This is a genomic window from Candidatus Njordibacter sp. Uisw_058, from assembly GCF_047730065.1.
In the GTDB taxonomy this organism is placed as follows: Bacteria; Pseudomonadota; Gammaproteobacteria; order Pseudomonadales; family Balneatricaceae; genus Njordibacter.
Genome location: NZ_CP159829.1, coordinates 1,425,338 through 1,451,545 on the forward strand (window position 1 = coordinate 1,425,338; position 26,208 = coordinate 1,451,545).

Genomic DNA, 26,208 nt, shown 5'->3' on the forward strand with positions numbered 1-26,208 from the left:
CTTAAAATAGTAAATATTGTCTACAATATAAGACAAATGTCTAATTTGACGGCGATTATAACCTGTTTTATAATGAACTTACCCTAAATGTGTTGACAATGTGATATGCAAGAAGAAACGACAACTTTAGCAAATAAAGTATGTAAACTCATGTTGAAAGACATTGTTACGGGCGCTATTGGTCAAGGTCAAAAACTAAACGAACCGGAGCTGGCCCGTATCCATGGAATCAGCCGTGGACCATTGAGAGAGGCGATGGGGCGTTTAGAGGCAATGCGTTTAATTACTCGAGTGCCAAATGTCGGGGCCCATGTTGTGAAACTTTCCTATGATGCCCTGTTAGAAATTTATCAGATCAGAGAGTCACTTGAAGGGCTCGCTGCAAGATTAGCAGCCGAAACCATGACAGGTGAAGAAAAATTAGCCCTTCGAACCCTGTTAACAAGCCACCATAAACACCTCTTAGACACGCAGGGCCAATCATACTTTCAACAAGAAGGAGATGTTGATTTCCACTACCGAATTATTCACGGTAGCAAAAACCAGCGTCTGATAGATATGTTGGCTGGAGATCTTTATCAATTGGTACGCATGTATCGTTACCAATTTAGCTGGTCGAGTAATCGTCCCCATCAGGCCTTAAAAGAGCATGACCAAATTTGTAGCGCCATTGAAGAAAGTGATGGGGAATTAGCAGAATGGCTAATGAAGCGTCATATCAATAATGCTCGAAATAATATTTTGGCGAGTATGAACAACCAAAAACACCCCAATCTGGAGAAGTATAATGAGTAGGATGAGCCAAGGTGCAAAATTCCGTGCTGCCATAGTGAATAACGACCCGCTGCAGATCGTGGGTACCATAAACGCCTATAGCGCCATGATGGCTGAAAAAGTCGGCCATAAAGCCATTTATTTATCGGGTGGTGGCGTCGCTAACGCCTCTTTTGGCCTGCCAGATTTGGGCATGACCAGCCTCAATGATGTTTTGGATGATGCGAGTCGCCTTACTGCCGCTAGTGATCTGCCTCTCTTGGTGGATATAGATACTGGTTGGGGTGGTGCTTTTAACATTGCAAGAGCCATAAAAAGTATGGAAGCAGCGGGTGTAGCGGCGGTGCATATAGAAGATCAGGTGGCACAGAAACGTTGTGGTCATCGTCCCAATAAAGCCATTGTCCCCACCCAAGAAATGGTAGACCGTATTAAAGCCGCCACCGATGCACGTATCAATGATGAATTTTTTATTATGGCTCGAACAGATGCATTTCAAAAGGACGGTTTACAAGCTGCTATTGATCGTTCTCAAGCCTGCATAGAAGCAGGCGCTGATGGGATTTTTGCTGAAGCTGTTTATGAACTAAGTGATTATCAAGCCTTTGCAGATGCGATCTCAGTGCCATTATTAGCCAACATTACCGAATTTGGCGCCACTCCTTTGTATAACAAAAGCGAATTAGCTAATGTCGGGGTAGACATGGTGCTGTATCCATTGAGTGCGTTTAGAGCGATGAGTAAAGCAGCGCTTAACGTCTACCAGCAGGTATTAACAGATGGAGACCAGAAGGCCGTCATCGACACCATGCAAACTCGGATGGAGCTTTATGAATTTTTAGACTATCACTCCTTTGAAGAAAAATTAGATGAGTTATTTGCCGCCGGCAAAAATTTATAAACACAACCCCAACCCTAACCCTAACCCTAACCCTAACCCTAACCCTAACCCTAACCCTAACCCTAACCCTAACCCTAACCCTAACCCTAACCATAAACAGGACTATTAAAATGAGTACTAAACCTATTTCTGGGGCTGGCCTAAGGGGTCAGTCTGCAGGTTCTACTGCATTATGTACCGTGGGTTTAACCGGTACAGGCCTCACTTATCGTGGCTATGATATTAGTGAACTGGCAGAAAAAGCGAGTTTTGAAGAAGTTGCGCATATGCTGCTTAAAGGACATTTGCCAAATCAAACAGAACTTGATGCTTACACCAAGAAGTTGCAGACTATGCGCCGACTGCCTAAGGCATTAAAAACGGTGTTAGAACAAATTCCTGCGGAAGCGCATCCCATGGATGTAATGCGCACAGGTTGCTCCATGCTGGGTAATTTAGAGCCCGAGGCAGACTTCACGATGGAGCAAGAAGTCACAGAGCGGCTATTAGCCTTATTTCCAGCCATTATTTGTTATTGGTATCGGTTTAGTCACCATGGTGTGCGCATCGAGACTGAAACTGATGACCCCTCTATAGGCTCTTATTTTTTAAGTTTGTTACACGATACGAAACCAAGTGCATTGCACGCTAAAGTGATGAATGTGTCCTTGATTCTATATGCCGAGCATGAATTTAATGCATCTACGTTTACGGCACGGGTGTGTGCGTCTACTTTGTCAGATATGCATTCATGTGTAACGGGAGCGATTGGCAGTTTGAGGGGGCCATTGCACGGTGGAGCTAATGAAGCTGCCATGGACATGATTCAAGGCTGGCTCTCACCCGACGATGCCGAAACATCTATTATGGCTATGTTGGCCCGTAAGGATAAAATCATGGGCTTTGGCCATGCCATTTATAGGGAATCTGATCCTCGAAATATAATTATTAAAAGTTGGTCAAAAAAACTGGCAGAAGCCATGGGTGATAATCACCTATACCCTGTTTCTGTTCGTTGTGAAGAAGTCATGTGGCGGGAAAAAAAGTTATTTTGTAATGCTGACTTTTTTCATGCATCTACCTATAACTTTATGGGTATTCCAACTAAGTTATTCACCCCAATTTTTGTCATGTCACGACTCACGGGTTGGGCCGCTCACGTTATGGAGCAGCGTACGAATAACCGTATTATTCGCCCAAGTGCTGACTACACGGGCCCAGAAACTGCCCAATGGGTCGATATTGAAAAGCGAGGCTAGAGCCGATGAATACCAATTATCGTAGGTCTCTGGCTGAAACAGGCCTAGACTATTTTGATACCCCCAAGGCTATTAATGACATTAGCGAGGGCGCCTATGCCGAACTACCTTATACCTCCAAAATATTGGCGGAACAGTTAGTTCGTCGCTGTGAACCAAGTCTATTAAATGCTTCGCTTAAACAATTAATTGAACGCAAACAGGACCTCGACTTTCCGTGGTATCCAGCCCGCGTAGTGTGTCATGATATTTTGGGACAAACGGCTTTGGTAGATTTGGCTGGCTTAAGGGATGCGATTGCCGATCAAGGTGGTGATCCATCAAAGGTCAATCCCGTTGTGCCTACACAACTTATTGTCGACCATTCTTTGGCAGTAGAGCATGCTGGCTTTGATGCTGATGCGTTTGCTAAAAATAGGCATATTGAAGACCGTCGCAACGATGATCGTTTTCATTTTATTGAATGGACTAAAACGGCCTTTGAAAACGTAGATGTGATCCCTGCAGGTAACGGTATCATGCATCAAATTAATTTAGAAAAAATGTCTCCAGTGATTCAAAACCGTGATGGACTGGCTTTTCCAGACACTTGCATTGGTACTGATAGTCACACCCCTCATATTGATTGTCTGGGAGTTGTTGCTATCGGTGTAGGGGGATTAGAAGCTGAGAATGTAATGTTGGGGCGAGCATCGATGATGCGATTACCCGATATTATTGGTGTTGAGTTAACAGGTGTGCGTCAAGCAGGCATTACTGCCACAGATATGGTTTTAGCACTGACTGAGTTTTTGCGAGTTAAGCGAGTCGTTTCTAGTTACCTTGAATTTTATGGTGATGGCGCTAAAAGTCTTACCATTGGCGATCGGGCAACTATTTCCAATATGACCCCTGAGTTTGGAGCCTCAGCAGGGCTTTTTTACATTGATCAACAAACCATTGATTATCTTAACCTAACAGGCCGTGAGCCCGAACAAGTTGCGTTAGTTGAAACCTATGCTAAAACTAATGGTTTGTGGGCTGATGACATGGTAGCCGCTAAATACGAGCGGGTATTAAGTTTTGACTTGTCCAGTGTCGGTCGTAACATGGCTGGACCATCAAGCCCTCATTTACGTCTACCCACGGCCGCCCTTGCTGAAAGAGGCATTGCCAAGGCCTATGATAACGCAGATGCTGAAGGTCTAATGCCAGATGGCGCAGTAATTATTGCAGCCATTACCAGTTGTACAAATACCAGTAACCCACGTAATGTTGTTGCTGCAGGGCTATTGGCCCGTAATGCTAATCGTTTGGGTTTGAAACGCAAACCGTGGGTTAAGTCTTCTTTTGCTCCTGGCTCGAAAGTCGCTAAACTCTACTTAGAGGAAGCAGGATTATTGACTGAGATGGAGCAGCTTGGCTTTGGCATAGTGGGGTATGCGTGTACGACATGCAACGGCATGAGTGGAGCCTTGGATCCTGAAATCCAACAGCAATTAATTGATCGAGACCTTTATTCAACAGCTGTGTTATCGGGTAACCGTAATTTTGACGGTCGTATTCACCCCTATGCTAAGCAGGCCTTTTTAGCGTCGCCACCCTTAGTGGCTGCCTACGCTATTGCGGGCTCTATGCGCTTTGACATTGAAAAAGACATACTAGGGCAAGATCAGCAGGGTAACGACATTCGGTTGAAGGATATATGGCCCATCGACGAAGAAATTGATGCCATTGTCGCTAAATGTGTTAAACCAGAGCAGTTTAAGCAGATTTATATCCCCATGTTCGACCTTGGAACGGTTGAGAAATCTATCAGCCCATTATACAACTGGCGGCCCAACACGACTTATATTCGCAGGCCTCCTTATTGGGAGGGCGCATTAGCGGGTGAACGAACTCTAAAAGGCATGCGTCCTCTAGCCATTCTGGGGGATAATATTACTACAGATCATTTATCGCCATCTAATGCCATTCTAGCTAATAGCGCAGCGGGTGAATACTTGACCAAAATGGGTTTGCCAGAGGAAGATTTCAATTCCTATGCCACCCATAGAGGTGATCATTTAACGGCCCAAAGAGCTACTTTTGCTAACCCTAAGTTAGTTAACGAAATGTGCACCAATGCGCTAGGTCAAATTCAACAAGGTTCCTTAGCTCGGTTAGAGCCGGAGGGGCATACATTGCGCATGTGGGAAGCGATTGAGACCTACATGCAGCGAGCCCAACCGTTGATTATTATTGCGGGAGCGGACTATGGGCAAGGCTCATCGAGAGACTGGGCTGCTAAGGGAGTGCGTTTGGCTGGTGTTGAAGCAATCGTTGCCGAAGGCTTTGAGCGTATTCATCGTACAAACCTTGTGGGTATGGGAGTTTTACCCTTAGAGTTTAAGCTCGGTGAAAGCCGTTCGAGCCATCAGTTAGATGGGACAGAAACCTTCGATGTGGGGGGTGACCCAAGTCCGGGTTGTGACTTAACCCTAGTCATTAACCGCTCCAATGGTGTGCGTCAAAATATCACTGTAACTTGTCGCTTAGATACAGCAGAAGAAGTGGGTGTCTACAAAGCAGGTGGAGTATTACAGCGCTTTGCACAAGATTTCCTAGAATCGACAAACTCTCATTAGGACGCACTATGAGCTTTAAACCCCAACTAAAAATCCCAGCTACCTATATGCGTGGTGGTACGAGTAAAGGCGTATTTTTCAATGTATTAGATTTACCTGCCGCTGCCCAAGTGCCGGGACCATTTAGAGATGCCTTATTACTGCGAGTCATTGGCAGCCCAGACGTCTATGGGAAACAGATTGACGGCATGGGAGGGGCTACATCGAGCACTAGTAAAGTGGTGATCTTGAGCCCATGTACCCAGCCAAATCACGACGTCGATTACTTATTTGGACAAGTCTCTGTCGATAAGGCGTTTGTCGACTGGAGTGGCAACTGCGGTAATCTATCATCGGCCGTGGGGGCTTTCGCTATTAGTTCTGGTCTGGTTGATACCTGTCACATTCCAGACGATGGCCCGGCAGTGGTTAGAATTTGGCAAACTAATATTCAAAAAACTATCATTGCTCATATCTCTATGGTTGGGGGGCAGGTGCAAGAGACTGGGAACTTTCAATTGGATGGGGTAACCTTTCCTGCGGCTGAAATTAAGCTAGAATTTATCAATCCTTCAGCTGCGGATGCAGCGATGTTTCCCACGGGTAATTTGGTCGATCAACTGCTCGTGCCCAATGTGGGAAACTTTGAAGTGACTATGATTAATGTGGGTATCCCTACTATTTTCTTAACGGCACAAGCGTTAGGTTATAGCGGCACAGAGTTACAAACTGACATTAATACTGACCCAGTGGCATTAACAAAACTAGAAACAATCCGCGCCTATGGTGGCGTGCGTATGGGCTTGTTTAACCACATAGATGAGGCCAAAACCCGCCAACATACCCCCAAAATAGCCTTTGTAGCGCCCGCCAAGAGTTATACTTCATCCAGTGGCAGTTTTGTCAGCGCTGATAAAATTAATTTATTGGTGAGGGCGATGTCTATGGGACAGTTACACCATGCCATGATGGGTACCGCAGCGGTGGCCATTGGCACAGCGGCCGCTATACCCAACACCCTAGTTAATCTCGCCGCTGGGGGAGATGCTTTGTCACAAGTCACTTTTGGTCACCCATCAGGCACCTTAACTGTAGGTGCGCAAGCTCATCAAGAACAGGGTCAATGGCAGGCCACCAAGGTAAGTATGAGCCGCAGTGCGAGAGTGCTGATGGAAGGCAATATTAGGGTGCCAGATGCCTGAGTTCCATATTCATGTGACTGACACATCAATAGTCGCCCCTGAGTTATTAAAGCAGTGCAGTGGCTTATCTAAACAACAATTAAAACGGGCCATGAAAAAGGGCGCCGTTTGGGTGAGTGAAGCTGACAGCGGCTATAAACGCCTTAGGCGAGCAGATAAAGCTCTCAAAGTGGGCCAACAGTTGCATTTATACTATGATGCCAATGTTTTGGCTCAGCAGGTCGAAGCGGCCACTTTGATCGCTGACGAAACCGACTACAGTGTTTGGTATAAGCCCTACGGTATGTTAAGTCAGGGATCTAAATGGGGTGATCATTGCACTATTAATCGTTGGGTAGAACAACACCACCGGCCTCAAAAGCCCGCCTTCATTGTAAATCGGTTAGATCGTGCTGCGCAGGGACTGATGTTGGTTGCCCATACCAAAAGTTTGGCCGCATCCCTAAGTGGTTTATTTGCTAAGCGCTTAATTACTAAGCAATATATTGCCCTGGTTACGGGTTTGTTCCCTGATCATTTGTTAATAGATGCACCTGTAAACGACAGTCCAGCCATCAGTAAGGCTATTTTGTTGAGTTACAGCACGCTTACTAAGCAATCCTTAGTTAATGTAGAGATTGAAACGGGCCGAAAGCACCAAATTCGTAAACACCTTAATGGTGCGGGTTTTCCTATTGTTGGAGATCGCTTATATGGTTCAAGTGCGCATGACATGAGTGTTGATTTGTGTCTTGTGTCTGCTTATTTGGCTTTCGAATGCCCTATTACTGGTCACAATAAAAGTTACCGCCTTGAGGATGATTACCTCCCTCAATTTGGTTAAACTGAGGTTCAATTAGCTTCTGCATTGATTTCATTGATGCTTAAGGATGCCCCTTATATGCAAGATTTATTACCCGAACTATGTGATCGCTTTGAAGACCTCGTGCAGGTTGTGGAGCCTATATTTACCAATTTTGGTGCTAAAGAACGTTTCAGCGGTGAGATTGTGACCCTCAAATGTTTTGAAGATAACTCCAAAGTACGAGAACTTGTAGCCCAAGATGGCGCTGGAAAGGTATTGGTAATTGATGGCCAAGGTTCATTAAAACGGGCGCTGCTGGGGGATATGTTAGCAGAAAAAGCTTTAGTAAACGGCTGGGAAGGTATGGTTATTTATGGCTGTATACGCGATGTTAATGCCATTAGATCAATCAATTTGGGGGTTCAAGCGCTAGGTGTAAACCCCATGAAGACCGAAAAACGTGGCTTAGGTGAGATTAACCAAGACGTTTATTTTGGGGGTGTCACCTTTGTTCCAGGTGACTATATTTATGCTGACAACAATGGTGTTTTGGTAGCCCCCCATGCCTTGTTGCTAGACCCTTCATAGATGGCTATCACGACCATTTAGGATCAGACTATTCGTCAGCAAAGTAGAGGTAACCTTGATTATGTAGGATCAACAGCATAGCCTTGGCGGCGTCGTGTGCTAAAAGGGGCAAAATGTCCTCCACCTCTAATACCCACTGATTGGCAATGGCTTCAATAAAAACAGTGGCATCGGGTGGGCAAGGTAGCGCTTCACCTTGCACGAATAGTGTTAAGCCGCCGTCCCCTTGCCATGTATAGGCCAGACGCACACCCTCTGACACTCTCAAGACACCATAACCATCCTTGATAATAGCCTCTAACTCCGCTTGATCCATGGCTTCTTCAGACATATCTAAAGCGGGGTATTTAGCTTCGGTACTGTGTTTTCCAAACCACTGAGCCACATTTTCTGGGGTAATCTGAGCTTGCATAAACTGCATCAATGCTGCGATATCCGTAGCACTTATTTCGCCACTTTTAGACGCAAAACCCTGATCCTTTAGGCGCAGATCAGCACTAATGTCCGTACTGCGCTCATCAGCAAAACTGGCTAGCACATCACCATAAGACGGTGAACGGAAGCCGACGGAATAAGTGACACAGGCATCTGACATGGCCACACCCTTATGGGCTATCAGAGGTGGAATATAGAGTAGATCACCAGGGCTAAGAATAAATTCTTGGTGCACGTCAAAATTTTGTAATAAACATAGCTGATCGTGGGCCATTAGAGCTGAGTTTTCACTACAGGCTTGACCAATCTGCCACTGACGCTGCCCTTCACCTTGAATCAAAAAAACATCATAACGATCAAAATGAGCGCCCACCCCCGCGCCTTGAGTGGCATAGCTAATCATGATGTCATCTAAGCGCCAACTAGGCACAAATCTAAACTTAGCCAAAAAATCATGCACTTGAGGGACGAAACAATCAACACCTTGAACCAGAAGAGTCCAGGGAAAATCTCGCTCTTTATTAAAGTCAGCCTCTACCAAAGGGCCATGAATGACTTGCCAATCTTTTACATCGCCTTTATTTTCAATTAAGCGTGACTCTACTTCAGGCTCTAAAGCTAACCCAGCCAATTCATCCACGGCAATAAGTGCCTCTTGAAAAGCCACGCCATTACGGATGCACACGGGTTTTTTTTGCCAATAGTCGCTTAAAAATTCGGTCACACTCAAGTCCCCTAAATGACTTAGGGGTATTAAGGGGTGATCATGATTACTTGAACTGCTCATCGGTTAGATCGATGCTGCCTGAGCTACCGCGTTACCGATGTAATTGGCCGGGGTTAATTTTTTAAGCTCATCTTTGACTGATTGGGGTAACTCTAAAGTGTCAATAAAGTCTGCCATAATCTCTGCATTAATGGCTTTTCCACGGGTGAGTGCTTTTAGTTTTTCATAAGGCTCCTCAATCGCATAGCGCCTCATCACTGTTTGAATAGGCTCAGCTAGAACTTCCCAAGCGTTGTCAAGATCAGCATTTAAACGTGGAGCATTAAGTTGTAACTTACTGATGCCTTTTAGGGTCGACTGATAGGCAATCAAGCTGTGTGCTAGGCCGACGCCCAGATTGCGTAATACAGTAGAGTCGGTAAGGTCTCGCTGCCACCGAGAGATTGGCAGCTTACTGGCAAGGTGCTGCAATAAAGCGTTAGCAATGCCTAAGTTGCCCTCTGAATTTTCAAAGTCAATAGGGTTAACTTTGTGTGGCATTGTAGATGAACCTATTTCTCCAGCGATGGTTTTTTGCTTAAAGAAGCCGAGGGAAATATAGCCCCATATATCACGGTCAAAATCTAATAAAATGGTGTTGAAGCGTGCTATGGCATCAAATAACTCGGCGATATAGTCGTGAGGCTCAATCTGAGTGGTGTAGGGGTTCCAGGTTAAACCTAAGCTTTCAACAAAGGTTTGGGCGTTAGCCTGCCAATCGATTTCTGGATAAGCGCTATAGTGCGCATTGTAGTTGCCCACGGCACCGTTGGTTTTACCGAGTAACTCCATCTTCTTAATTTGTTTAAGCTGCCGTTGAAGACGCGCAGCAACATTGGCCATCTCTTTGCCCATCGTCGAGGGTGATGCAGTTTGACCATGGGTCCGAGATAGCATAGGTTGGCTTTGGTGATCATGGGCTAGTTGCTTTATTTGACTCAGTACGTCTTGCATCGCTGGCAACATCACTTGTTCTAAACCCTGTTTAAGCATTAAACCATGGGCGAGGTTATTAATATCCTCTGAAGTGCAGGCAAAATGGACGTATTCATTGACAGCGAGTAATTCAGCGTTGTCTTTAAACTGTTCTTTAATGTAATACTCCACCGCCTTTACATCGTGATTAGTGGTGCTTTCTATGTCCTTCACACGCTGAGCTGCGGTTTCGTTAAAACTCTCAATTAAATTTTCAAGCAGAGCATTGGCTTTGGCACTTAAGGGTGAAACCTCAGTGATTTGCGGATGAGCAGCAAGGCATTGCAACCAGCGAACTTCCACTAAAACTCGGTTATAAATAAGTCCAAATTCACTAAAATAGGGGCGCAGTGCAGCAGTTTTACTACCATACCTGCCATCTACTGGAGAAAGGGCTGAAATTGACGATAAATCCATAACGGAGTCCTGGGTTGGGTTTTGTTTAATCACTAATTTGATGAAGCAGCGTGTCTAATTCGCGCTGCAAGGAATTTTTAAATAAAACTAAATGCCACTTGCGACCACCCACTTGGCGCCACAGGGTAGTGGCTCGAATACCTGCCAAAAGATAACTGCGCACACGATTAGTATTCATGGGTTGCTGCAAATAGGTAGGATTACCAGTGACTTGTATACGAAAACGAAAGCTGCTCAATGTAGACGAGTAGGTTTCAGCCACACTTGCGAATACATTAGCGTGACTTAACTCATACAAATCGACCTGTCTTTGACTGTGGCTTAGTTGTTTACTAATGTTATTAAGCATGTCTGGATGCTTAACTAGCTTAGCTTGTAAGTGGGCTAAACCGATAAGGTAACGGGTAATCTCAGCGGCACATGGACTACGACTTTGGGCTAAGATAGATTTTAAGGTCACTAAACCTAATCGCAAATTACTAATAGCGTTAGGCCCACCAAATACATCTTTTGTACTTTCTGGGCTAGTTACAAAAAGAGAGGCAAGGCTACAGTTACTGGCATTTTCATCGGCTTGCCCAGTGGTTGCAATCTGATGCACTAGAGCGGCGGCCTGAACCACCGCAGCTAAAGCCATTACCCGCTCTTGGTTAGGACTTAGCTGTTCATTGTCGCTGGGGCTAGGGCTAGGGCTAGGGCTAGGGTTTAGATTATTAGTCAATGACTGCTCCTCCAAGACACACATCACCGTCATAAAAAACGATAGATTGCCCTGGGGTTATGGCTCTTTGTGGTTGCGTAAAAGCTACCTCTATTTTGTCTTTGGACAGGCGGGTGATGACACAAGCTTGATCAGCTTGTCGATAGCGAATTTTAGCCATCAATGGTACCAAGTTTTCTGACTTTAAGTTAGGACCTTTGCCATCGACCCACATCAATTGCTGACAAGTAAGGAGAGATTTAAATAAGCGGGGATGATTTTTACCTTGAGTCACAATTAAACGATTGCGCGGTAAATCTTTATCGATAACGTACCATGCAGACTCATCATAAGCAGCCAAGCCACCAATACCTAATCCCTGCCTTTGACCAATAGTGTGATACATCAGGCCTTGATGATCACCGATCACATCTCCGTCGCTCGTTTCAATTTTGCCAGGTTGGGCAGGCAAATACTGTTGTAAGAAGTCTTTAAATCGACGCTCACCTATGAAACAAATACCTGTACTATCCTTTTTGTTATAGTTTGCCAATCCATGACGTTCGGCAATGGCTCGGACTTCAGGTTTTTCCATGGTCCCAATAGGGAACAGGGTTTGGCTAACTTCTTCAGCACCGACTGCGTGTAAAAAATAACTTTGGTCTTTGTTGGCATCTAAACCTTTGACTAGTTGGCATTCAATACCTTCCCCTCGACGCTGCACATAGTGACCCGTGGCAATATAATCGGCTCCTAAGGTTTTTGCATAGTCTAAAAATGCTTTGAATTTTATTTCACGATTACATAATATATCAGGATTAGGTGTGCGGCCCGCTTTGTATTCATCTAAAAAGTGTTCAAACACGTTATCCCAATATTCTGCAGCAAAGTTGGCCGCATGCAAGACAATGCCTAATTTTTCACAAACTCCTTGGGCATCCTTTAAGTCTTGTTTGGCAGTACAATATTCTGTGCCATCATCTTCGTCCCAGTTCTTCATGAACAGGCCTTCGACGTGGTACCCTTGCTCTATTAACAGCAAAGCAGAAACAGACGAGTCAACACCGCCAGACATACCGACGATAACCCGTTGAGAAGTGGATGCACTCATAGTTTTAATTCAAGCGTTCAAGAATATAGATCACGAGTGCAATTTTAACCGAACCCAGTCCCTAAGCCTAGACTTAGGGTCATATTCCAAGGATTTTTAACTGCATGAAAACGAATGACCTCATCCTTGTGCAAGAAGCTGATTTTGATATCAACCAGCATTATCAAAAATTACTGCAAATAAACCCATCGAATAGTGGCGCCGCTGTGCTATTTATTGGCTTAGTGCGTGATTTAGATCATGCGAAAGTAGAGGCCATGCAGCTCGAACATTATCCGGGCATGACTGAGGTGTGTTTACAGCAAATTGTTGACAGAGCCCGTTTGCGCTGGTCTTTGGAGGGAATTCATATCGTTCATAGAGTGGGAAAGCTATTGCGCCATGAACAAATTGTGTTAGTTGGGGTCACATCACGTCATCGCAGTGATGCCTTTTCAGCTTGCGAGTTCGTGATGGACTACTTAAAGCAAGATGCACCATTTTGGAAAGCTGAATATACGGAGCATGGCAAACAATGGGTTGAGGTTAAGGCATCGGACCAACAAGCCAATGAGCGCTGGTAACTTGGCCTATGTGTTGCATTTATAAGTAAACGGACTCCCAACGCCACTCGCCTACATTAAGGTCTTTGATTCGCCAAGGTCCAATAGCAACGCGGATAAGGCGCAACGTGGGTAAGTCTACTGCAGCCGTCATCCTTCTGACTTGTCGATTGCGGCCTTCGCTAATGCGAATCTCTAGCCACTGAGTGGGGACTGATGTTCGCACTCTAATGGGTGGTGTTCGAGGCCAAAGAGTGTGTGTTTGCGCCCCTAGCAGTCTTACTTTTGCAGCTTGGGTAGGTCCATCTTTCAGCGTTGGCCCTGCACGCAAGTCTTTTAACTGATGTTCATTCACTTGACCTTCCACCTGAACCCAATAGGTCTTTTCTAACTTATGTTTAGGATTAGATATCTGTTGCTGTAACTTTCCATCATTGGTTAACACCATCAAACCCTCTGAATCATAATCTAAGCGTCCCGCAGCATAAAATTTAGGCATGCTAATGTACTTGGCGAGCGTAGGACGGCCTTGATCATCGTTAAATTGACTCAAAACTTGATAGGGCTTATTGAAAACGAGGATGTTAGACACGCCGTAATTTCCTTATTGGTTCTATGAATTGTTACAATTTTGTAAAATAACTACATTGTTCCTTGGGCCTGCAGGGGCATTCAAGCTATAATATCAAGCGACTACAAAAGCCACTTTCTAACGACTAAACACTCGCTTGAATCTTATTTTTAAGCATCTGGAGAATACATGACCTATCAAAACATTACTGTCCCAGAGCATGGCTCTAAAATTTCTGTCAATGCGGACCTCTCTCTTAACGTACCGAACGACCCCATTATCCCTTATATTGAAGGAGATGGCATTGGTTTTGACGTTTCACCTGTTATGCTTAAAGTCGTAGATGCCGCTGTAGACAAAGCCTTTGGTGGTAGTAAAAAGATCCATTGGATGGAAGTATACGCTGGTGAAAAAGCAACGGTGACTTATGATGCCGATACTTGGATGCCAGAAGAAACATTGGCTGCTTTTAAAGAATTTAAAGTCGGTATTAAAGGGCCTTTGACCACACCAGTGGGAGGTGGTATTCGCTCTTTGAACGTGGCTCTGCGGCAGGAACTTGACTTGTATGTGTGTCAGCGTCCTGTGCGCTGGTTTACCGGTGTGCCAAGCCCTGTGCTCAAGCCTGAAAATGTTGACATGGTCATCTTCCGAGAAAATTCAGAAGACATTTATGCAGGTGTTGAGTGGCAAGCTGGCTCTGCTGAGGCGATTAAGGTCATTAAGTTTTTGCAAGAAGAAATGGGTGTGACCAAAATTCGCTTTGATCAGATGTGTGGTATTGGTATCAAACCTGTGTCAGAAGAGGGCACTAAACGTTTGGTGCGTAAAGCGATTCAATACACCATTGATAATAATCGAGACTCTTTGACCTTGGTGCACAAGGGTAACATTATGAAGTTTACCGAAGGTGCGTTTAAAGAATGGGGATATGAGATAGCCCAGCAAGAATTTGGTGCAACCCTCATAGGTGCTGGCCCTTGGTGTGAAATGGTTAACCCTAATAATGGTAAAAAAATCATCATTAAGGATGTGATTGCAGATGCCATGCTGCAACAAATCCTTTTACGTCCAGAAGAATATGACGTCATCGCTACACTGAACTTAAACGGCGATTACCTATCGGATGCCCTTGCGGCAGAAGTAGGGGGCATTGGCATTGCACCAGGTGCTAACCTGAGTGATGATATTGCTATTTTTGAAGCAACCCATGGCACTGCACCTAAATACGCTGGCCAGGATAAGGTTAATCCAGGATCTATTATTTTATCTGCAGAAATGATGCTACGGCATATGGGATGGCTAGAAGCGGCTGATTTAATCGTGTCGGGCACCGAAGGTGCTATTCACGCCAAAACAGTCACCTACGACTTTGAACGTCAAATGGATGATGCGACTTTGCTATCTTGCTCTGAATTTGGCGATGCGATTATTGCCAACATGTAATCTTTTCTAAGTGCAGTAAAAAAAACCAGCGCAAAGCTGGTTTTTTTTGGGCACCCACTTGAGATTACTCAGGATGGCCAACATTTGGCTTCAGAACAATATTCACTGCCTGGGGACCTTTAGGTCCGTCTGTAAGTTCAAAATCTACATTTTGCCCAGCTTTTAAACTGCGGTAGCCGTCACTTTGAATTGCAGAGTAATGGGCAAATAAATCCTTATTTAAATTATCATTGGAAACAATAAAACCATACCCCTTAGCATTATTAAACCATTTCACTTTGCCTGCTTGCATGCCTTCAACCCTCTACCTTTTTTAAATAAAAAGAAGGCTCCGTAACACTTAACCAACAGCTCTTCCAATGACTGTATAATAATATTAGCAGCAGTTTTTCATTCTGCTCTGGAAAAATGCTGACACAGGCCCAATAGTAAAGTTATTATGAAAACAATATTTAAATCTAGAGAGCAATAATGCCCATTTTTTCTACACCCAACTACGATGAATTACATCAGCTAATCCAGCAACCACTATTGGCGAGTCAGGATGATGCCAACGACCCGGATGACAACCACGACCTTCAGGTGATTGAACAAACAGCACCAAAGATTGCTCACCCATCTTTATACAAGGCTGTACTGTTGAACGATGACTATACGCCTATGGAATTTGTGATTGATATCTTAGCCCGTTTCTTTAACCATAATGAAGAACAAGCGACCCAAATTATGCTTGCTGTTCATACCCAAGGCAAAGGGGTATGTGGCACTTATACGAAAGATGTGGCTGAAACTAAAGCCATGCAAGTCAATCAATATGCACGACAACACAAACATCCATTACTATGCGAAGTTGAATCTGCTTCTTAGAGGAAAGAGACAATGTTAGACAATGATTTAGAACGAAGCTTAAGCGAAGCCTATAAACACGCAAGCTGGAAGCGACATGAGTTTATGACGGTAGAACATCTATTGCTGTCGCTACTGACTAACCCATCGAGTGCAGAAGTACTTCAGGTCTGTGGGGTGGTGTTGGATGAACTTCGCTTGCCTTTAGAAAAGTTCATTAATGATACGACTCCAGTTGTTTCAGATACCAATAATGACTACGAAGTTCAACCCACTCTTGGGTTTCAAAGAGTGTTGCAGCGTGCGGTGTTCCACGTTCAGTCTTCAGGTAAAGGTGAGGTGACTGGGGCTAATGTACTGGTTGCTATTTTTAGTGAAACCGAGAGCCAATCAGTTTATCTGCTGGATTTGTTAGACGTTGAGAGAGTAGATATTGTGAACTATTTATCTCATGGAGTGAGTAGAACAGAAATGGAAGGCTCAGAAAAAACAGTGGAGGGCGAAGGAGAAGAAGCCAGTCATTTAGTCAAATACACCACTGATTTAAACGCAGAGGCGCGCAATGGCAACATAGATCCACTCATAGGACGAGGCAAGGAATTAGAACGTTTAGTGCAGGTATTATCTCGGCGCAGGAAAAATAACCCCTTACTGGTGGGAGATGCTGGTGTAGGCAAAACAGCTATTGCTGAGGGCTTAGCCTACCAAATTGAACAAGGCAATGTGCCACAAGTCATTGCGACTTCGCAAGTATACTCATTAGATATGGGCGCCTTATTAGCGGGGACAAAGTATCGTGGCGACTTCGAAAAACGCCTCAAGGGGCTGTTGGCAGATATTGAAAAAACGCCTAATGCTATTCTCTTTATTGATGAAATTCATACCATTATTGGAGCCGGGGCGGCATCAGGAGGTTCGATGGATGCATCAAACTTATTGAAGCCAGTGTTGAGCTCAGGTAAGTTACGTTGCATCGGATCAACAACGTTCTCAGAATTCAGAGGTATTTTTGAAAAAGATCATGCCCTAGCACGGCGCTTTCAAAAGATTGATGTGGATGAGCCCAACATAATTGATACTCAAGCTATTTTGCGGGGTCTTATCTCCCGTTATGAAAATCATCATCAACTTGAATATACACCTGCCGCTATTGATGCTGCAGCGGTGCTTGCGGATCGTTATATCACTGATAAAAAGATGCCAGACAAAGCCATAGACGTGATTGATGAAGCGGGTGCCTATCAGCAGCTGTTTGCGGTTGCAGATCGTAAGTCGTTTATTGATGTACCAGAAATTGAAGCAGTGGTAGCTAATATCGCTCGCATACCACCGAAAAGCATATCCGCCACAGATCGAGAACAGCTTCATTCTCTCGAACAGAATCTAAAGCGTGTTGTGTTTGGTCAAGATACTGCCATCGATACTTTAGCCAATGCTATTAAATTAGCCAGGGCAGGACTTAATGCTCCGCATAAGCCAGTAGGTAGTTTTTTGTTTTCTGGTCCTACTGGTGTGGGTAAAACAGAGGTCACTCAGCAGCTAGCCCGGGTCTTAGGTATTGAGTTAGTGCGTTTTGACATGTCTGAATATATGGAACGTCACACTGTCTCTCGCTTGATTGGTGCACCACCAGGCTATGTTGGTTTTGATCAAGGTGGACTGTTAACTGAAGCAGTCACACAAAACCCACACTGCGTGTTATTGCTTGATGAGATAGAAAAGGCGCACCCTGAAGTCTTTAACATACTTCTTCAAGTAATGGATAACGGGACTTTAACTGATAATAACGGTAGAAAAACTGATTTTCGTAACGTTATTTTAGTCATGACGACTAACGCAGGTGCGGAGCTAATGAGTCGCAGCTCCATTGGCTTTACTAAACAAGACCACAGTTCTGACGGTATGGGTGCGATAAAGCGTTTATTTAGCCCAGAATTCCGCAACCGCTTAGATGACATCATTCAATTTAACGTGCTTTCAAAGGATGTTATTTTAGGTGTTGTTGACAAGTTTTTGGTGGAGTTGCAGGTTCAGTTGGAAGATAAAAAGGTGCACCTTCAGGTCAGTGAAAAAGCTCGGGCATGGCTCGGAGAAAAAGGCTATGACCAAGAAATGGGGGCAAGACCTATGGCCCGGCTCATCCAGCAAGAGTTGAAAAAACCCATGGCAGAGTTACTGTTGTTTGGTGATCTGGCAGCTGCTGGAGGAAAACTTATAGTCAACTTAAAAGGCGATAAAATTACCTTAACCAGTAAACCTAGTAAACGGGCTGCCAAGCTGTTGGATCCTGCTTAAAGCAAAAAGAGCACCCTAGGGTGCTCTTTTTTTGTTTGACTAAAGCTTCAAGCTGAGGCCTTAACGAGCTCTGTAGGTAATTCGGCCCTTGGTTAAGTCGTAGGGTGTTAATTCGACTTTGACCTTATCACCAGTCAGAATTCGAATATAATGCTTGCGCATCTTGCCGGAGATGTGAGCAATAACCACGTGGCCATTTTCTAACTCTACACGGAACATGGTGTTAGGTAAGGTATCTATAATGGTACCTTCCATTTCAATCTGGTCTTCTTTAGCCATTAAAGCCTCAAGCGTTGTTACAAAATTTATGGTGTTTACAGTGCGCAATATTATGCAGCAATGACTTACAAAAAGCGAGCAAAAGACCTTTTTAAGGCTCCTTGCGTTTGAGCGGTTGCCAAATTAAATCTTCAAATACTTGTAAAGGCTCGTATTCGGCCTTATAAGCCATTTTTTGACATTCTTTAATCCAATAACCAAGGTAAACAAAGTCCATTCTGTGCGCTTGAGCCCAACGTATCTGCCATAGCACTGCAAGACGCCCCAAGCTTCTTGAGTCATAAGCAGGATCAAAAAAAGTATAAATCGCAGATAAGCCTTTAGGCAGAAGATCGATCACAGCCACTGCTAACAACTTTTGTTCTAGTCTAAAACATATAAATCGAGTTCTGCTCGCTGCAGGTGCTTGGCACAAAAAACTCTCAAACTGGTCAAGTGAAGGCGGATACATATCACCATCGCCATGACGCTGATTAATATAATCTGCATATAGGGCATACATTTCATCTGAACTCGAGGGCATGTGAAAACTGACATGAAGGTCTTGATTGCGCTTTAATACCCGTTTTTGGCTTTTACTCGCATTAAAGTTATCCACGGGGACACGCACTGATTTACATTCACCACAAGCATCGCACCAAGGCCGGTAAATATGTTCACCACTGCGCCTGAAACCCATATCTGTGAGTCGCATATAGGTAGACTCGTCCAATGGCTGATCTGGGCTCAAAAAAATCGACTTGGCCTTTCGGTTATCCAAGTAACTGCAGTTATGCTCTGGAGTTGGGTAAAATACCAAACTATTTATATCAATTGATGAAGAAATGAAAAATCTCCACTGTAATAGCTATACAAAAAACGTTAGAGCTTACTTTAGCATTCACCCCACAAGCTATCTACACCAAAGGCTAAATTTTCGTCCAAGTGATTTTGAAACTCTAGCATGGGAACCTCTTTAGCACCAAGACTTGCCAAGTGGGGGGTAAACATTTGGCAATCTATCAGCAAAAAACCCCAGCGTGAAAGATGCTCAGCAAGATCAATAAAAGCCATTTTTGATGCATTGTCAGTGAGGCTAAACATTGACTCACCAAAGAATAAACAGCCAATTGCGACACCATACAATCCTCCAACCAGCTCACCCCGATCCCATACTTCGACACTATGGGCGTATCCACCTCTATAGAGTTCAGTATAAGCTTGCTGCATTGATGCTGTAATCCAGCTTCCAGTCTGCCCCTGATCTGACCTTGGGGCTTTACCACAGGCAATAACAACGCGTTCAAAAGCTTGATCAAAGGTGACTATAAGGGGCGTCTTACGCATAAACTTAGACATACTGCGAGCCACATGCACTTGGCCAGGTGCAACCACCATGCGCGGGCTTGGAGCCCACCAAAGAATAGGGTCTTGGTCAGAAAACCAAGGAAAAATGCCACATTGGTACGCCAACAATAGCCGGGGTACCGACAAATCACCGCCCACTGCCAATAAACCTTGTGGCTCATCAAGTGCTTCAGAAACGGGTGGAAACCAGTATTCATCAACGTCAAGCTGGTAAACAGGCATGCATTAACCCACCATTAAGTGTTTATTGTTCTATCAAGTAGGCTAGGCGAGCAGCTGATAACAAAAGGCTATCTTTTTCATCAACTGCAGAATTATGAACGTAGGCATACACTGGGTCTGGATGTTCCTCTGACGATAAATCATTGGGGTCACGCATTTGGGTGAAATGTTCATCTTCATAAGAGATAATGTCATCCATACTATCCAAGATCAAAGCAAACCAGGGAGTCACACCATCGCGAGTAATATAGAGCACCACAGGATGTACAGCCGATTTTAATTGAGACTTAGTGTAACTAAATAAGCGTATCAATTCGCTGATGCGGCCTCTTTTAACACCAGAAAGCTGCTCTAGAGCTTCTTCTTTGCCAGTGTCTGAGGCGACCTTTAAAAGCAGCTCAGCTTGTTGATGAAATTCTTCATGAGGTTCTTTAAAGCGTGATAACAATGCTTTTGTGGTGTCATCTGTGGACTCTTGCATGTGCTGCAGCCAATGGTTGAATTCACATGACTGTGCGTCTAGTGACCCGTTAAAACTGGACTGGTTAACAAGGCTATGCTCTAACTCTTTCAACCAAGTGTTATGTAGGTCTTCAGCCTCGTTGAGAGCCACAATTGTTGCTTCCAAGTTGGTGCGGTTTGATTCACGCCCCAACAGATCAGAGCATTCAAAGGCATTGACTGGCTTGTTACGGTAATACAAATAACCCAAAAAAGCAGGTTGGTGGTTTTGAGAGGCTTCAATCTTGCCAAAGTCATCAGTAATGGAAAGTATGCTAAAGATATCAAGGGCATACCTTGTATCGCCTAAGAGGAAGGTCAATATACGGTTAGAGCGTTCAGTTTTTTGAGCTGTTGCTGTGGTCATCATAAATTGCCATGGCTATAAACACGTTTTCAGTATATTACGCCTAAGGATGATTGAAAACGAGCCAATTAAAATAATTTACATATTTAAATAGGCTAATATAAGGATAAAATAGCCGTCAAGTAGTAATCAAGCATAAGAACTAGGTTATTATTAAGCTTGGTTCACCTATCAGGATTGCGTATCATAGGCCAAAGTCTGCACCATCAAACATTCGGACAAGGAACATATTAGTGGCCGCCAAGATCCCACATACATTACCGCCACACGCCAACGGCAGTAATTCAAGCTGGATACACAAACTAAGCTGGCGCGGATACCACCTTGCATTAGTAGCCTTTAGTGTTTATTTGCTCATTGTATTAGCAACCTTTGATGCCAGTGATCCGACTTCTACGCAAGCCTTTGATGCCTATGATATCAATAATGCTGGCGGTACTTTTGGCGCTATTTTAGCTGATTTATTTTTTTGGGCCTTAGGCATCATCGCCTACCTCATCCCCATACTCATTATACAATATGAAGTTACCCGGTTTATTGGGCACTCGCGTTATGCAAAACACGAGACCCAAAGCAGCTTTTGGTTTAAAGGTCTCAGTTTTAGTACTTTGATTGTGGCTGCGTGTGTTTATGCTTTTATTCATATTACCAATACTGGATCAACCTACCCCCAGGGGAGCGGGGGTCTGCTAGGGTTAACCCTAGGCTTGCCATTGCATCAAACCTTTGGCATGACAGGCACTAATATTTTAGTGCTCACGACGATGCTGCTCGCCCTTAGTCAGTTTTGGCAACTTCGCTGGGGCAATATTACCGAAGCTTTAGGGCGTCATAGTATGAATTGGCTTCAACACTTGCGCCAAAGTTTGTTTGGTGAAAAGAGTGATCGACAAAAACAGCAAAAGTACCAAGCCACGAAAGCAGCGCAAAACAATTATTATAACCCAAGCACTAAAGCAACAAAGCAATCACTCCTCATGCGTCCAATAGTTAGCTCATGGGGTTTCATAAGCTCTTTAGGTTGGTTCCAAGGCCGAGATAGGAATGCAACGCCAGATGTCTCCAAACCAATTGTGCTACAACAAAAAGCAACTTTAACTGGGGCATCGAAGGAGGGCAGCCTAACGGGCCTTACTGAAGATTTTAGTGTTGACCAAGTGGCCGCTGCACTCGACTCATCTGTAACCAAAAGTAGGGGACTTAAGGCTACTTCAACTCCAGTCGATAAGACGATTAAGTCGCCGCAAGCAGCTCAAAAAACGATTCCTCCCCAAGCGCCTATGAAAGAAGTTAAGATCGTTCCTTTGTCAGAAATTCACCAACAAGATACAGGCTCTTCTCAAGCAGAACAGCATGACAAAATAATTAAGCATAAACATTTGCCACCCGTTAGCTTATTAGACCCTCCAAGCGTTAGTCTTAACCCTGCCATTACTGCAGAAGAGTTAACTCAGCTAAGTCAGCTTTTAGAATCTAAACTGCTGGACTTTGGCGTTATTGCAGAGGTTGTTGAAGTTAACCCAGGACCCGTTATTACTCGCATAGAGATACGCCCCGCTCCTGGTACAAAGGTCAGTAAAATCAGTAATCTTTCAAAAGATTTGGCACGCTCAATGGCGGTAATGAGTGTGCGTGTGGTTGAAGTAATTGCTGGTAAATCGGTCATCGGTATTGAAATTCCAAACCAACATCGTGAAATGGTACGCATCAGTGAAGTCATTGGCAGTAAACCTTATTTATCCTCAAGTAGTCCACTGACTCTTACCTTAGGTAATGACATCGCAGGTAAACCTGTGGTTGTGGATTTAGCTAAGATGCCACACTTGCTTGTGGCTGGCACAACGGGCTCAGGTAAATCGGTGGGTGTTAACGCCATGATTATGAGTATATTACTCAAATCAACACCGGATCAGGTGCGTATGTTGTTAGTGGATCCAAAAATGTTAGAACTGTCGATCTATGATGGTATTCCGCATTTATTAGCACCGGTTATTACAGACATGAAAGAGGCGGCTGGAGGGTTGCGCTGGTGTGTTGCTGAGATGGAGCGCCGCTATCGTTTGATGGCTTCTCAAGGGGTAAGAAACCTGGCAGGTTTTAATACTAAGGTTACCTCTGGAGAGCCTATTTTTGATCCTATTTGGATGCCAGATGAGGCTAATGGAGAGAACGTAGATGACTGTCCTTACCTAGAACCCTTACCTTATATTGTGGTCGTGGTTGATGAATTCGCAGACATGATTATGGTAGTGGGTAAAAAGGTTGAGGAACTCATTGCTCGCATCGCTCAAAAGGCTAGAGCAGCTGGCATACATCTTATACTGGCAACCCAGAGACCCTCAGTTGACGTAATTACTGGTCTCATCAAAGCCAACGTGCCCACTAGAATTGCGTTTCAAGTCAGTTCTAAAATTGATTCGCGGACTATACTTGACCAAGGTGGAGCTGAAAGTTTGTTAGGCCATGGTGATATGCTCTATTTACCACCAGGTAAAAGTACACCTGAGCGAGTGCATGGTGCTTTTGTGAGTGATGATGAAGTGCATAGAGTTGTTGAGGCTTGGAAGCAAAGAGGGGCGCCACAGTTTATTGAAGCTATCGTCGAAGGTAACTATGATCAAGAGGTTGGTTTTGGCTTAGCGTCTTCTGAAGGTGCGTTTGAAGAAGATAAAGATCGTTTATACGATGAAGCTGTGGCCTTTATCACGGAGACACGCCGGGCTTCAATCTCCTCTGTGCAGCGTAAGTTCAAAATAGGCTATAACCGTGCAGCCCGTATGATTGAGTCTATGGAGGCTGCTGGGGTCATTTCACCCCCTGCTCATAATGGTGCTCGAGAAGTTCTTGCTCCACCCCCTCCGAGGGATTAACTATATCTTTTTAAAGGATTTATAATGCGTTTAGCTATTTTTTTGTTAACTGTGACTCTTGCCGGGTCTAGCCTAGCCCAGACCGCTGCCCAATCTCTAAGCCAACAACTAGGGCGACAAACCAATATCCAAGCTGATTTTGTACAATATGTATTAGATGCCAGTGGTAGTCGGTTACAAGAAACTCATGGACGAATGGTGTTGGCCCACCCTAATCAGTTCTGGTGGCAGACAGCAGATCCATTTGCGCAATTACTGGTTAGTAATGGTGAACGTCTGTGGATCTATGACGAAGATTTACAGCAGGTCACCATTCAGGCTATAGACCCACTGACAACCAGCACTCCCGCGTTATTACTGAGTGGCAATAGCACTGATATTGGAGCTGAATTTAAAGTCGTGGTTAATTATGTGGACGATGATCTAGTGCTATATTATCTCACCCCTAGAGACCCAGAAAGCTTATACAAAAGCCTAAGGCTAAATTTTAAAAATAACCAATTATTAGAAATGCAGTTGGAAGATACAATGCATCAGAAAACTAGCCTTAATTTCAGCAATATGGTGTTTGACCCTCAGATAGATCAACAATTATTTGAGTTCACTATTCCCGAGGGTACGGACGTATTAGAACTGGACCAGTTTTGAAAAACGACTTATTTGCGCAAGCATCGACAGGCTATCAGCCCTTGGCCAGTCGCATGCGTCCGCAAACCTTGGCCCAGTTTGTAGGACAAGGTCATCTCTTAGGTGAGGGCAAGAGCCTAGGCAGAGCGCTTTCCCAAGGGTTGCTGCACAGCATGATTCTCTGGGGTCCTCCTGGAGTTGGTAAAACCACATTAGCAAGACTAATGAGCCAAGTGAGTGATGCTCATTTTATGACTCTATCTGCAGTTATGTCGGGGGTTAAGGACATTCGAGCAGCAGTGTCAGAAGCACAACAGGTGCGTGCACAATCGGGCCGAGATAGTGTGTTATTTGTGGACGAAGTGCACCGATTTAATAAATCTCAACAGGATGCATTTTTACCTTACATTGAGGATGGAACCTTTATTTTTGTCGGTGCTACGACTGAAAATCCAGCCTTTGAACTCAATAATGCGCTCATGTCTCGGTCTAGGGTTTATGTATTAAAGTCATTATCTGAAGTTGATCTTGCGGCATTATTACAACAAACTGTCACTGATTTAGATCGTGGTCTGGGTAAGTTGAATATTGACATTAAAGAGCCTCAACAAAAACTGTTATTACAAGCCGCCGATGGTGATGCTAGACGGTTGCTTAATTTATTAGAAATTTCCACAGATTTAGCAGACCAGAAAGATGGTCAGTTAGTCATTGATAATGGAGTCTTAGAGCAAGTACTCCAGACTAGCTCCAAACGCTTTGATAAAGGTGGAGATATTTTCTATGACCAGATTTCAGCCTTTCATAAGTCGGTACGTGGTTCTGATCCAAGTGGGGCTTTGTATTGGTTAGCCCGCATGATTGATGCTGGTTGTGACCCGCTCTATATTGCTCGGCGTTTATTAGCCATTGCCTCAGAAGACATCGGGAACGCTGACCCGCGGGCACTTCAAGTCGCCGTTAATGCATGGCAAGTGTTCGAAAGAGTAGGGCCTGCAGAAGGTAATCGGGCCATTGCTCATGCGGCTGTTTATTGTGCATGTGCGGCTAAGAGTAACGCGGTTGACACCGCATTTAAAGCAGCCATGAGATTGGCCAGAGAAGAACCTAGTTACGACGTCCCTAACCACCTCCGCAACGCTCCTACAAGCCTGGCCCAATCTTTGGGCCATGGCGCAGACTATCGCTACGCTCACCAAGAGCCTATGGCATTTGCTGCAGGAGAAAATTATTTGCCAGAAGCCCTTGCACAGCATGTTTTATATCATCCTAGTGACCGAGGGGTTGAAAATAAAATCAAAGAAAAGTTAGAAAAACTCACTCAACTAAATAAAAATAGTGAACAACAGCGTTATAAATAGCATCACATGTAAGTTATAATATGTTGACATAATCAGTGGGGGAGAACGTTATCGGAAGCCAGTTAATCGCCATCGTCTGTGGCGGTGCTATTGGTGCTTTAAGCCGTTTTGGACTGCAGCAATGGTTGGCACCCATGTATAGTGGACGCTTTCCCTTGGCCATTTTTATTGCCAATTCCATTGGATCCTTGTGCATAGGTTTAATCTATGTGCTGATCATAGAGAGAGGAATGCTGCCTGAGGTTTGGCGAGCATTCTTAATGGTGGGTTTGCTAGGTGCCTTTACTACTTTTTCTGCCTTTTCATTGGACAGTTTGCGCCTTATTGAACAAGGTGAGAGTTTAATCGCCCTGAGTAATATTTTTGCTAATGTTGTCGTAGGCTTAATTAGTGCCTTTATTGGTATGTCTATTGGTCGCTGGTTATGAAATTATCTTTTACCCCATACTCATTATTGT

24 protein-coding genes and 2 pseudogenes are annotated in these 26,208 nt (G+C 44.3%); 16 read left to right on the forward strand and 10 right to left on the reverse strand.

The window, feature by feature from the left end; translation table 11 throughout:
- Positions 1 to 105 precede the first annotated feature (105 nt).
- From ABXT59_RS06625 to ABXT59_RS06655, 7 genes are all read left to right on the forward strand, one after another.
- Positions 106 to 795 carry a GntR family transcriptional regulator gene (locus ABXT59_RS06625; RefSeq protein ID WP_443638414.1) on the forward strand — a complete coding sequence of 230 codons (690 nt, stop codon included), beginning with the start codon at positions 106 to 108 and terminating at the stop codon, positions 793 to 795.
- A gap of 1 nt (position 796) precedes the next feature.
- Positions 797 to 1,675 (forward strand): methylisocitrate lyase, encoded by an 879-nt coding sequence (prpB, locus tag ABXT59_RS06630; protein ID WP_443638573.1) that lies wholly within the window; start codon positions 797 to 799, stop codon positions 1,673 to 1,675.
- Positions 1,676 to 1,785: 110 nt separating this feature from the next.
- Complete coding sequence (prpC, locus tag ABXT59_RS06635; protein WP_443638415.1) at positions 1,786 to 2,913, forward strand: bifunctional 2-methylcitrate synthase/citrate synthase; 1,128 nt, start codon at positions 1,786 to 1,788, stop codon at positions 2,911 to 2,913.
- A 5-nt stretch (positions 2,914 to 2,918) separates the two neighbouring features.
- Complete coding sequence (gene acnD / locus ABXT59_RS06640; protein ID WP_443638416.1) at positions 2,919 to 5,519, forward strand: Fe/S-dependent 2-methylisocitrate dehydratase AcnD; 2,601 nt, start codon at positions 2,919 to 2,921, stop codon at positions 5,517 to 5,519.
- 8 nt (positions 5,520 to 5,527) lie between these two features.
- Positions 5,528 to 6,700 (forward strand): 2-methylaconitate cis-trans isomerase PrpF, encoded by a 1,173-nt coding sequence (gene prpF, locus ABXT59_RS06645; RefSeq protein WP_443638417.1) that lies wholly within the window; start codon positions 5,528 to 5,530, stop codon positions 6,698 to 6,700.
- Positions 6,693 to 7,523 carry an RluA family pseudouridine synthase gene (locus tag ABXT59_RS06650; protein ID WP_443638418.1) on the forward strand — a complete coding sequence of 277 codons (831 nt, stop codon included), beginning with the start codon at positions 6,693 to 6,695 and terminating at the stop codon, positions 7,521 to 7,523. Before prpF ends, ABXT59_RS06650 begins: the two co-directional genes overlap by 8 nt.
- Positions 7,524 to 7,580: 57 nt before the next feature.
- The gene (locus ABXT59_RS06655) at positions 7,581 to 8,072 is read left to right on the forward strand and encodes a putative 4-hydroxy-4-methyl-2-oxoglutarate aldolase (RefSeq protein WP_443638419.1); all 492 of its coding nucleotides are present in this window, start codon (positions 7,581 to 7,583) and stop codon (positions 8,070 to 8,072) included.
- A 28-nt stretch (positions 8,073 to 8,100) separates the two neighbouring features.
- Here ABXT59_RS06655 and ABXT59_RS06660 read toward each other — a convergent pair whose 3' ends face one another.
- The 4 genes from ABXT59_RS06660 to mnmA all read right to left on the reverse strand — a co-directional run bounded on the left by ABXT59_RS06660 (position 8,101) and on the right by mnmA (position 12,476).
- A complete protein-coding gene (locus ABXT59_RS06660) occupies positions 8,101 to 9,231 on the reverse strand; it encodes a JmjC domain-containing protein (protein WP_443638420.1) in 1,131 nt (376 codons plus the stop codon).
- Positions 9,232 to 9,297: 66 nt separating this feature from the next.
- Positions 9,298 to 10,665 (reverse strand): adenylosuccinate lyase, encoded by a 1,368-nt coding sequence (gene purB / locus ABXT59_RS06665; protein ID WP_443638421.1) that lies wholly within the window; start codon positions 10,663 to 10,665, stop codon positions 9,298 to 9,300.
- 25 nt (positions 10,666 to 10,690) lie between these two features.
- The gene (gene hflD, locus ABXT59_RS06670; protein WP_443638422.1) at positions 10,691 to 11,386 is read right to left on the reverse strand and encodes a high frequency lysogenization protein HflD; all 696 of its coding nucleotides are present in this window, start codon (positions 11,384 to 11,386) and stop codon (positions 10,691 to 10,693) included.
- On the reverse strand, positions 11,379 to 12,476 hold the full coding sequence (gene mnmA, locus ABXT59_RS06675) for a tRNA 2-thiouridine(34) synthase MnmA (RefSeq protein ID WP_443638423.1): 1,098 nt from the start codon (positions 12,474 to 12,476) through the stop codon (positions 11,379 to 11,381). The genes hflD and mnmA overlap by 8 nt, the downstream gene beginning before the upstream one ends.
- Positions 12,477 to 12,580: 104 nt before the next feature.
- Here mnmA and ABXT59_RS06680 point away from each other — a divergent pair, with 104 nt between their 5' ends.
- Entirely contained in the window at positions 12,581 to 13,039 is a 459-nt protein-coding gene (locus tag ABXT59_RS06680) for a molybdenum cofactor biosynthesis protein MoaE (protein WP_443638424.1), read from the forward strand.
- 19 nt (positions 13,040 to 13,058) lie between these two features.
- Here the strand turns inward: ABXT59_RS06680 and ABXT59_RS06685 are convergent, their stop codons facing one another.
- Positions 13,059 to 13,610, reverse strand: coding sequence for a pseudouridine synthase (locus tag ABXT59_RS06685; RefSeq protein WP_443638425.1), 552 nt, complete (start codon positions 13,608 to 13,610; stop codon positions 13,059 to 13,061).
- Positions 13,611 to 13,778: 168 nt separating this feature from the next.
- On the opposite strand from ABXT59_RS06685, the gene icd reads away from it, so the two are divergent.
- On the forward strand, positions 13,779 to 15,035 hold the full coding sequence (gene icd, locus ABXT59_RS06690) for an NADP-dependent isocitrate dehydrogenase (RefSeq protein ID WP_443638426.1): 1,257 nt from the start codon (positions 13,779 to 13,781) through the stop codon (positions 15,033 to 15,035).
- Between the two features lie 64 nt (positions 15,036 to 15,099).
- Here icd and ABXT59_RS06695 read toward each other — a convergent pair whose 3' ends face one another.
- Positions 15,100 to 15,327, reverse strand: coding sequence for a cold-shock protein (locus tag ABXT59_RS06695; protein WP_443638427.1), 228 nt, complete (start codon positions 15,325 to 15,327; stop codon positions 15,100 to 15,102).
- A gap of 179 nt (positions 15,328 to 15,506) precedes the next feature.
- Here ABXT59_RS06695 and clpS point away from each other — a divergent pair, with 179 nt between their 5' ends.
- The gene (clpS, locus tag ABXT59_RS06700; RefSeq protein ID WP_443638428.1) at positions 15,507 to 15,902 is read left to right on the forward strand and encodes an ATP-dependent Clp protease adapter ClpS; all 396 of its coding nucleotides are present in this window, start codon (positions 15,507 to 15,509) and stop codon (positions 15,900 to 15,902) included.
- 12 nt (positions 15,903 to 15,914) lie between these two features.
- A complete protein-coding gene (clpA, locus tag ABXT59_RS06705) occupies positions 15,915 to 18,176 on the forward strand; it encodes an ATP-dependent Clp protease ATP-binding subunit ClpA (RefSeq protein WP_443638429.1) in 2,262 nt (753 codons plus the stop codon).
- 60 nt (positions 18,177 to 18,236) lie between these two features.
- Here the strand turns inward: clpA and infA are convergent, their stop codons facing one another.
- From infA to ABXT59_RS06725, 4 genes are all read right to left on the reverse strand, one after another.
- The gene (infA, locus tag ABXT59_RS06710) at positions 18,237 to 18,455 is read right to left on the reverse strand and encodes a translation initiation factor IF-1 (protein ID WP_046481896.1); all 219 of its coding nucleotides are present in this window, start codon (positions 18,453 to 18,455) and stop codon (positions 18,237 to 18,239) included.
- A gap of 91 nt (positions 18,456 to 18,546) precedes the next feature.
- Positions 18,547 to 19,254, reverse strand: coding sequence for an arginyltransferase (locus tag ABXT59_RS06715; RefSeq protein WP_443638430.1), 708 nt, complete (start codon positions 19,252 to 19,254; stop codon positions 18,547 to 18,549).
- 74 nt (positions 19,255 to 19,328) lie between these two features.
- On the reverse strand, positions 19,329 to 20,024 hold the full coding sequence (gene aat / locus ABXT59_RS06720) for a leucyl/phenylalanyl-tRNA--protein transferase (protein ID WP_443638431.1): 696 nt from the start codon (positions 20,022 to 20,024) through the stop codon (positions 19,329 to 19,331).
- A 22-nt stretch (positions 20,025 to 20,046) separates the two neighbouring features.
- Positions 20,047 to 20,895, reverse strand: a complete 849-nt coding sequence (locus ABXT59_RS06725; protein ID WP_443638432.1) for a CZB domain-containing protein — start codon at positions 20,893 to 20,895, stop codon at positions 20,047 to 20,049.
- Positions 20,896 to 21,125: 230 nt separating this feature from the next.
- On the opposite strand from ABXT59_RS06725, the pseudogene ABXT59_RS06730 reads away from it, so the two are divergent.
- The 5 genes and pseudogenes from ABXT59_RS06730 to crcB all read left to right on the forward strand — a co-directional run.
- Positions 21,126 to 21,704: pseudogene (locus tag ABXT59_RS06730) on the forward strand (DNA translocase FtsK 4TM domain-containing protein); the annotation flags it as partial.
- Positions 21,705 to 22,280: 576 nt separating this feature from the next.
- A pseudogene (locus ABXT59_RS06735) lies at positions 22,281 to 23,762 on the forward strand (DNA translocase FtsK); the annotation flags it as partial.
- A 24-nt stretch (positions 23,763 to 23,786) separates the two neighbouring features.
- Positions 23,787 to 24,410: an outer membrane lipoprotein chaperone LolA gene (gene lolA / locus ABXT59_RS06740; protein WP_443638434.1), complete on the forward strand. Its 624-nt coding sequence runs from the start codon at positions 23,787 to 23,789 to the stop codon at positions 24,408 to 24,410.
- A 53-nt stretch (positions 24,411 to 24,463) separates the two neighbouring features.
- Entirely contained in the window at positions 24,464 to 25,750 is a 1,287-nt protein-coding gene (locus tag ABXT59_RS06745) for a replication-associated recombination protein A (RefSeq protein WP_443638575.1), read from the forward strand.
- Between the two features lie 35 nt (positions 25,751 to 25,785).
- Positions 25,786 to 26,178 carry a fluoride efflux transporter CrcB gene (gene crcB, locus ABXT59_RS06750; protein WP_443638436.1) on the forward strand — a complete coding sequence of 131 codons (393 nt, stop codon included), beginning with the start codon at positions 25,786 to 25,788 and terminating at the stop codon, positions 26,176 to 26,178.
- Positions 26,179 to 26,208 lie beyond the last annotated feature (30 nt).

Coding starts and splice junctions, on each gene's coding strand:
- prpF (WP_443638417.1), top strand. CDS start 5,528: ATGAGCTTTAAACCCCAACTAAAAATCCCAGCTACCTATATGCGTGGT.
- ABXT59_RS06625 (WP_443638414.1), top strand. CDS start 106: ATGCAAGAAGAAACGACAACTTTAGCAAATAAAGTATGTAAACTCATG.
- ABXT59_RS06745 (WP_443638575.1), top strand. CDS start 24,464: ATGCGTCCGCAAACCTTGGCCCAGTTTGTAGGACAAGGTCATCTCTTA.
- prpB (WP_443638573.1), top strand. CDS start 797: ATGAGCCAAGGTGCAAAATTCCGTGCTGCCATAGTGAATAACGACCCG.
- purB (WP_443638421.1), bottom strand. CDS start 10,665: ATGGATTTATCGTCAATTTCAGCCCTTTCTCCAGTAGATGGCAGGTAT.
- ABXT59_RS06680 (WP_443638424.1), top strand. CDS start 12,581: ATGAAAACGAATGACCTCATCCTTGTGCAAGAAGCTGATTTTGATATC.
- prpC (WP_443638415.1), top strand. CDS start 1,786: ATGAGTACTAAACCTATTTCTGGGGCTGGCCTAAGGGGTCAGTCTGCA.
- clpA (WP_443638429.1), top strand. CDS start 15,915: ATGTTAGACAATGATTTAGAACGAAGCTTAAGCGAAGCCTATAAACAC.
- acnD (WP_443638416.1), top strand. CDS start 2,919: ATGAATACCAATTATCGTAGGTCTCTGGCTGAAACAGGCCTAGACTAT.
- infA (WP_046481896.1), bottom strand. CDS start 18,455: ATGGCTAAAGAAGACCAGATTGAAATGGAAGGTACCATTATAGATACC.
- clpS (WP_443638428.1), top strand. CDS start 15,507: ATGCCCATTTTTTCTACACCCAACTACGATGAATTACATCAGCTAATC.
- icd (WP_443638426.1), top strand. CDS start 13,779: ATGACCTATCAAAACATTACTGTCCCAGAGCATGGCTCTAAAATTTCT.
- ABXT59_RS06695 (WP_443638427.1), bottom strand. CDS start 15,327: ATGCAAGCAGGCAAAGTGAAATGGTTTAATAATGCTAAGGGGTATGGT.
- ABXT59_RS06650 (WP_443638418.1), top strand. CDS start 6,693: ATGCCTGAGTTCCATATTCATGTGACTGACACATCAATAGTCGCCCCT.
- ABXT59_RS06655 (WP_443638419.1), top strand. CDS start 7,581: ATGCAAGATTTATTACCCGAACTATGTGATCGCTTTGAAGACCTCGTG.
- ABXT59_RS06725 (WP_443638432.1), bottom strand. CDS start 20,895: ATGATGACCACAGCAACAGCTCAAAAAACTGAACGCTCTAACCGTATA.
- mnmA (WP_443638423.1), bottom strand. CDS start 12,476: ATGAGTGCATCCACTTCTCAACGGGTTATCGTCGGTATGTCTGGCGGT.
- aat (WP_443638431.1), bottom strand. CDS start 20,024: ATGCCTGTTTACCAGCTTGACGTTGATGAATACTGGTTTCCACCCGTT.
- lolA (WP_443638434.1), top strand. CDS start 23,787: ATGCGTTTAGCTATTTTTTTGTTAACTGTGACTCTTGCCGGGTCTAGC.